The sequence below is a fragment of the Burkholderia sp. Se-20373 genome (assembly GCF_017104705.1).
In the GTDB taxonomy this organism is placed as follows: Bacteria; Pseudomonadota; Gammaproteobacteria; order Burkholderiales; family Burkholderiaceae; genus Burkholderia.
Genome location: NZ_JAAGPH010000246.1, coordinates 1 through 6,896, shown reverse-complemented (window position 1 = coordinate 6,896; position 6,896 = coordinate 1). Strand labels below are relative to the sequence as shown.

Here is a 6,896-nt window from a genome sequence, read left to right as displayed (position 1 = left end):
GGCGCGGCATGTGCAGCGCCGCGTCGAGCCCGCCGAGATACGCGAAGCCCGGCTGGAAGCCGACGAAGAACACGACGTACGCGCCGGCCGCGTGGCGTGCGACGACTTCGTCGGCCGACAGGCCGGTATGCGCGGCGACGGCCGGCAGGTCGGGGCCGGCGGCGCCGCCGTATTCGACCGGGATCTCGACCTCGCGGCCGTCCGCGTGCTCGACGTCGGCCGTCTCCCACGCGTCGCGCAGCGCGGGCGTGAGCGACTCGGCCGTCGTGGCGAGCGCGTCGAACACGATCGTCAGGTTGTTCATGCCGGGCACGACATCGATCACGTCGGGCCACGCGCGCGCGGCCTCGGCAACGGCCCAGACGCGGCGCTGGCAATCGAGCGTGGCGGGCGGCGGCACCTCGCAGACGAGGGCGGCATCGCCGAGCGGATAAAAGCGGGGTTGCGTCATCGGACTGGCACGGTTCGGACGGCAATGTTAGCGCACATTGTCAATAAAATATCGACAACTTCCCAATAAGCGTTTTCGCCTAGCCCGTATGTCGGGGCTTCTGGCGTACACTCGGCACACCCTGTCATCCGGCTTGCTCCGCCTTTCCATGAAGCGTCCTGCGACCAAGATCGTGTCATCCGAACACCTCGTTTCCGATTCGAGCGCGGAGCTGTCGGAGCTCGAATACGGCCTCATCATGGCAGGCAATGCTTTCAATCGGTGGATGGTGCGCTGCATGTCGGCGGCCGGCGCGAAGGACATGACGGCGGTCGAGGTGTCGCTGCTGCATCACGTCAGCCATCGCGAACGCAAGAAGAAGCTCGCCGACATCTGCTTCGTGCTCAATATCGAGGATACGCACGTCGCGACCTATGCGCTGAAAAAACTGATCGCCCGCGGCTATGTGAAGAGCGAGAAGAACGGCAAGGAAGTGTTCTTCTTCGCGACCGACGCGGGCCGCGACCTGTGCCTGAAGTACCGCGAGGTGCGCGAGCACTGCCTGATCGAGACGCTGAAGGACAGCGGGCTCACCAACGAGCAGATCGGCGACGCGGCGCAGTTGCTGCGCAACGCTTCGGGCCTGTACGACACGGCCGCGCGCGCGGCGGCGTCGCTGTAAACGGTGGCGCCGCGGGTGGTGCGCGGCGGTGCGCTGACGGGCGTGCGGCGCGGCACGCCGCCTCATCCGGCGGCCGGGTACAGCGCGCCGTCGGTCACGATCCAGTGCAGCGCGAGATCGTGCGCTTCGGTCGGCAGCGCATCGACGCGGCACGCTTCGTACGCAATGCCGACGGTTACGGGCAGCGCGCTGCCCGGCCACGCGGCGAGCGTGCGGTCGTAGTAGCCGCCGCCGTAGCCGAGCCGGTAGCGCTGCAGATCGAATCCCACACAGGGAATCAGCAACAGGTCGGGCACGACGACGATTCCCGACGCCGGTTCCGGAATCCGGTGATGACCTTCGCGCATCGGCGTGTGCGCATCCCACGCATGGAACTCGAGCGGCGTGTGCCGTTCGTCGATCACGGGCAGTGCAGCCCGCCTGCCGGCGCCGGCCGCGCACCACGCGAGCACGGCCTCGCGCGCATCGAACTCACCCGGCAGCGGCCAGTAGAACCCGACCGTGCGCGGCGCGAGCCGGTCGAGCAGCGTGCGCAGCCGCGCGTCGAGCGCGGCGTTCGCAGCGGGTTGCGACGCGGCGTCGCGACGCGCGCCGGACAGCGTTTTGCGTAGCGCAACCTTCGGGTTCGGCACAGGGTTGCGTGCTATGCTTTCGCTCACTTCGTGCTCCATTCAAAACGATGTCGAACAGCCTTTTCCGAGTATATCGCGCGGTGGCGCTCACACTTTCGGCCGCCGCGCTCGTCGCGGGTACGGCTGCGTGCGCCGCACCGAACGACGATACGGTCGCCGGGGACGACCAGACCTTCGTGCAGCTGCGTGAAGCCGCGCGTCGCAACGACGCCGCGAAAGCCGCGCAGCTCGCGTCGATGATCCCGAACTATCCGGTACCGTCCTACGTCGAGTATTTCCAGATCAAGCCGCAGCTGTTCGATTCGACGGGCCGCGCGCGCGTGGACGCGCCGGACGCGCCCGTGCAGTCGTTCCTGCAGCGCTACGACGGCCAGGCGATCGCCGACCGCCTGCGCAACGACTACCTGCTCGTGCTCGGCGCGCGCCACGACTGGCGCAACTTCGACGAGCAATACAAGCGCTTCGTGCTCGACGACGACACGCAGGTCAAGTGCTATGCGCTCGAATCGCGCGCGGCGCGCGGCGAGAACGTCGCCGAGGCGGCACGTGCGCTGCTCGTCGAGCCGAAGAACTACGGCGACGCGTGCGTCGACCTGATCACCGCGCTCACGGTCAACCAGCAGTTCACGAGCGACGACGTGTGGCAGCAGGCGCGCCTCGCGTACGAGCAGAACTACACGACGCTCGGCGGCAAGATCGTCGATGCGCTCGGCCCGCGCCCGGTCGGCTTCGACCAGGCGACGAGCGCGCCGCCGCTGTACCTCGCGCGCGGCGTCGGCCCCGATGCAACCTCGCACCAGCTCGCACTGATCGCGCTCAGCCGCATGGCGCGCAACGATCCGGACGCGGCAGCCGGGATGCTGACCACGGTCGCGCCGTCGCTGACCAAGCAGGAGCAGGCGATCGCGTGGGGCGCGATCGGCTACCAGGGCGCGATCAAGCGCTCGCCGCTCGCGTCGGTCTGGTACGCGAAATCGACGAATGCGCCGCTGTCGAACCCGGGCTACGAATGGCGCACGCGCGCCGCGCTGCTCGTCGGCAACTGGCCGATGGTGCGCTGGTCGATCGAGCAGATGCCGCCGTCGCTGCGCGACGATCCGGCCTGGATCTACTGGCATGCGCGCGCGCTCAAGCAGAGCGGCGACACGCTGCAGGCGAACCAGGAATTCGAGCAGGTCGCGGGCCAGTTCAACTTCTACGGGCAGCTCGCCGGCGAAGAGCTCGGCCAGCGCACGACGATTCCGCCGCGCACGAAGGTGAGCGACGCCGAGATCGACGCGATGAGCAAGATTCCGGGCTTCGCGCTCGCGCAGCGTTTCTACGCGCTGAACCTGCGCCTCGAAGGCAACCGTGAATGGAACTGGCCGCTGCGCGGGATGACCGATCGCCAGCTGCTGGCCGCGGCCGAATACGGCAAGCGCGTCGAGCTGCTCGACCGCACCGTCAATACGGCCGACCGCACGAAGGCCGAGCACGACTTCACGCTGCGCTACCCGTCGCCGTACCGCAACATCGTCGAGCGCTACGCGCAATCGACGGGCCTCGACATCGAATGGGCGTACGGGCTGATCCGCCAGGAATCGCGCTTCATCATCAGCGCACGTTCGTCGGTGGGCGCGGGCGGCCTGATGCAGCTGATGCCGGCCACCGCGCAGATGGTCGCGAAGAAGCTCGGCATGGGCACGATCTCGCGCGCGCAGATGCACGACATCGATACCAACATCCAGCTCGGCACCTGGTATCTGGCGGACATCTACAACAACTTCGACAGCTCGCCGGTGCTCGCCACGGCCGGCTACAACGCGGGCCCGGGCCGGCCGCGCCAGTGGCGCCAGGTGTTGACGCAGCCGGTCGAAGGCGCGATCTTCGCAGAAACGATTCCGTTCAACGAGACGCGCGACTACGTGAAGAACGTGCTGTCGAACACCGTCTACTACGCGGCGCTCTTCGAGGGCAAACCGCAGTCGTTGAAGAAACGTCTAGGCATGATCTCGCCCTGATACGCAATCTTCACACTGCCGCGCGAGACGCGGCAGTGTCCTTTTGAGGCCCTTGATATGGATCGCCAGACCGTTGCGCTGCTGGGCGGCACCGGCTTCATCGGCAGCCGGCTCGTCAATGCGCTGATCGAATCCGGCAAGCAGGTACGGATCGGCACGCGCCGGCGCGACCACGCGCGCCACCTGCAGATGCTGCCGGTCGAAATCGTCGAGCTCGACGCGCTCGACACGCGCACGCTCGCGCGCTTCGTCGCCGGTGCGCACGCGGCGATCAACCTGGTCGGCGTGCTGCACGGCGGCCGCGGCACGCCGTACGGGCCCGGCTTCGAGCGCGCGCACGTCGCGCTGCCGGCTGCGCTCGCGACCGCCTGCACCGAGGTGGGCGTGCAGCGCGTGCTGCACATGAGCGCGCTCGGCGCCGATTCGCACGGCCCGAGCATGTACCAGCGCTCGAAGGGCGACGGCGAGGCTGCGCTGCATGCGATCGCGGCGACCGATTCGCTCGCGCTGACGATCTTCCGCCCGTCGGTCGTGTTCGGCCCCGGCGATGCGTTCCTCAACACGTTCGCGAACCTGCAGCGCTCGGTGCCCGTGCTGCCGCTCGCGATGCCCGACGCCCGCTTCCAGCCGGTGTTCGTCGGCGACGTCGTGCGCGCGTTCGTCAACACGCTCGATCTCGCGGCCGCACACGGCAAGACCTACGAACTCGGCGGCCCGACCGTCTACACGCTCGAGCAGCTGGTGCGCTATTGCGGCACGCTGGTCGGCCGGCAGGCACGCATCGTGCGGCTGCCCGACGCGCTCGCGCGGCTGCAGGCAAGCGTGTTCGAATGCCTGCCCGGCGAGCCGGTACTCACGCGCGACAATCTCGCGACGATGTCGGTGCCGAACGTGCTCGCGGGGCCGCTCGCGCCGGAGCTCGGGATCTCGCCCGCGAGTCTCGAAAGCATCGCGCCCGCGTATCTCGGCCAGGCCGCGCGGCGCTCCCGGTTCGACTGGTTCCGCTCGCGCCGCTAGGCCGGCAGCGTTTTCCTTTTCCACCTTCGCGTTTTCCGGAACACCGTCATGAAACTCGTCATTGGAGACAAGAACTACTCGTCGTGGTCGATGCGCCCGTGGCTGCTGCTCACGCATTTCGGCATCCCGTTCGACGAGATCGCGATCGAGCTGCGCCACGATGACACGGCCGAGCGCATCCGCGAGTATTCGCCGTCCGGCAAGGTGCCGTGCCTGGTCGACGACCACGGCGTCGCGATCTGGGATTCGCTCGCGATCGCCGAGACGCTCGCCGAACGTTATCCGCAGTTTCCGATGTGGCCGGCCGATCCGCTCGAGCGCGCGCATGCGCGCTGCGTCGCGGCCGAGATGCATTCGGGCTTCGCGGCGCTGCGCACGCAGATGGGCATGAACGTGCGCGCGTCGATGCCGGGGCGCGGCGCGACACCCGACGTGCTCGCCGATGTCGCGCGCATCGATGCGCTGTGGAATGCGTGTCTCGAGGCGTCGGGCGGCCCGTTCCTGTTCGGCGAATTCGGCATTGCCGATGCGATGTACGCGCCCGTCGTGATGCGCTTCAATACGTACGCGCCCGGCCTGTCGCCGGAAGCGGCCGGCTACGCGGCCCGCGTGACGGCGCTGCCGGCCGTCCAGCGCTGGATCGATGCCGCGCGCCGCGAAACGAACGTGATCGCCGAATACGAGCCTCAGCCATGAACATCTACGCAGTAGGCGGCGCCATCCGCGACGAACTGCTCGGCGTGCCCGTGCAGGACCGCGACTACGTGGTGGTGGGCGCGACCCCCGAGCAGATGGCCGCGCAGGGGTTCCGGCCGGTCGGCAAGGATTTCCCGGTATTCCTGCATCCGCGCACGCAGGAGGAGTACGCGCTCGCGCGCACCGAGCGCAAGACGGCGGCCGGCTATCACGGCTTCCAGTTCCACTACGCGCCGGACGTGACGCTCGACGAGGATCTCGCGCGGCGCGACCTGACGATCAACGCGATGGCGCGCGAGGTGAGCCCCGAGGGCGACCTGGTCGGGCCGGTGATCGATCCGTTCGATGGTCAGGCCGACCTGCGCGCGCGCGTGTTCCGGCATGTGAGCGACGCGTTCGTCGAGGATCCGGTGCGGATCCTGCGCATCGCGCGCTTTGCCGCGCGGTTCGCGGATTTCACGGTCGCGGCCGAAACGCTCGCGCTGATGCGGCGGATGGTCGACGCGGGCGAGGTCGACGCGCTCGTGCCCGAACGCGTGTGGCAGGAAATCGCGCGCGGGCTGATGGAGGCGAAGCCGTCGCGGATGTTCGCGGTGCTGCGCGAGTGCGGCGCGCTCGCGCGCATCCTGCCCGAGGTCGATGCGTTGTGGGGCGTGCCGCAGCGCGCCGACTACCACCCGGAAGTCGACACGGGCGTGCACGTGATGATGGTCGTCGACTATGCGGCGAAGCAGGGCTATTCGCTGCCGGTGCGCTTCGCGGCGCTCACGCACGATCTCGGCAAGGCGACGACGCCCGCCGACGTACTGCCGCGCCACGTCGGCCACGAGGGCCGCAGCGTCGACCTGCTCAAGCCGTTGTGCGAGCGGTTGCGCGTGCCGAACGAATGCCGCGATCTCGCGCTGGTCGTCGCGCGCGAGCACGGCAACCTGCATCGCGTGATGGAGATGGGCGCGGCCGCGCTGGTGCGGCTGTTCGAGCGCAGCGACGCGCTGCGCAAGCCGGCGCGTTTCGCCGAGATGCTGCAGGCGTGCGAATCGGATGCGCGCGGGCGGCTCGGGCTCGACGCGCAGCCGTATCCGCAGGCCGAGCGGCTGCGCGTCGCGCTCGCGGCGGCGCGCAGCGTCGATGCCGGCGCAATCGCGCGCGGCATCGGCAACGATACGGAGAAAATCAAGGACGCCGTGCATCGCGCACGGATCGCGGCCGTCGCGCAGGCGCTCCAGATCGGCGAATAGGGCCGGCGAATCGGGCCGGCGGGAAGGGCGCGCGCCTTGCGTCTGCCTCCCGGCAACCGTTACGACTTCTTCCTGCGCGCCGGCTTCGCGGCCGCCGGGCGTTTGCCGGCGGATGCGCGCGGCTTGGCCGCGGCCTTCTTGTCCTTTCCCGGCGCGCCGGCGTCGCGCTCCGCCCCCGCCCCGGATCGGGAACGCGTCGTT

The 6,896-nt window shown here is 69.0% G+C and carries 7 protein-coding genes; 5 read left to right on the top strand and 2 right to left on the bottom strand.

The features are described from left to right. On the bottom strand, positions 1 to 451 hold a 451-nt coding region (locus G3N96_RS37050), incomplete at its 3' end, for an allophanate hydrolase subunit 1 (RefSeq protein ID WP_206140305.1). A gap of 148 nt (positions 452 to 599) precedes the next feature. Here G3N96_RS37050 and G3N96_RS37045 point away from each other — a divergent pair. Beyond that, positions 600 to 1,112: a winged helix DNA-binding protein gene (locus G3N96_RS37045; protein WP_027788908.1), complete on the top strand. Its 513-nt coding sequence runs from the start codon at positions 600 to 602 to the stop codon at positions 1,110 to 1,112. A 62-nt stretch (positions 1,113 to 1,174) separates the two neighbouring features. Here G3N96_RS37045 and G3N96_RS37040 read toward each other — a convergent pair whose 3' ends face one another. After that, entirely contained in the window at positions 1,175 to 1,783 is a 609-nt protein-coding gene (locus G3N96_RS37040; protein WP_124582073.1) for a 5-formyltetrahydrofolate cyclo-ligase, read from the bottom strand. Positions 1,784 to 1,791: 8 nt separating this feature from the next. Between G3N96_RS37040 and G3N96_RS37035 the strand changes: the two genes are divergently transcribed. From G3N96_RS37035 to G3N96_RS37020, 4 genes are read left to right on the top strand one after another with little or no spacing between them, the layout of a single operon-like run. Continuing rightward, positions 1,792 to 3,744, top strand: a complete 1,953-nt coding sequence (locus G3N96_RS37035) for a lytic transglycosylase domain-containing protein (protein WP_206140304.1) — start codon at positions 1,792 to 1,794, stop codon at positions 3,742 to 3,744. A gap of 57 nt (positions 3,745 to 3,801) precedes the next feature. Next, entirely contained in the window at positions 3,802 to 4,761 is a 960-nt protein-coding gene (locus G3N96_RS37030; protein WP_206140303.1) for a complex I NDUFA9 subunit family protein, read from the top strand. 48 nt (positions 4,762 to 4,809) lie between these two features. Then, positions 4,810 to 5,457 (top strand): glutathione S-transferase family protein, encoded by a 648-nt coding sequence (locus G3N96_RS37025; RefSeq protein ID WP_206140302.1) that lies wholly within the window; start codon positions 4,810 to 4,812, stop codon positions 5,455 to 5,457. Continuing rightward, the gene (locus G3N96_RS37020; protein ID WP_206140301.1) at positions 5,454 to 6,695 is read left to right on the top strand and encodes a multifunctional CCA addition/repair protein; all 1,242 of its coding nucleotides are present in this window, start codon (positions 5,454 to 5,456) and stop codon (positions 6,693 to 6,695) included. The genes G3N96_RS37025 and G3N96_RS37020 overlap by 4 nt, the downstream gene beginning before the upstream one ends. Positions 6,696 to 6,896: the final 201 nt, after the last annotated feature.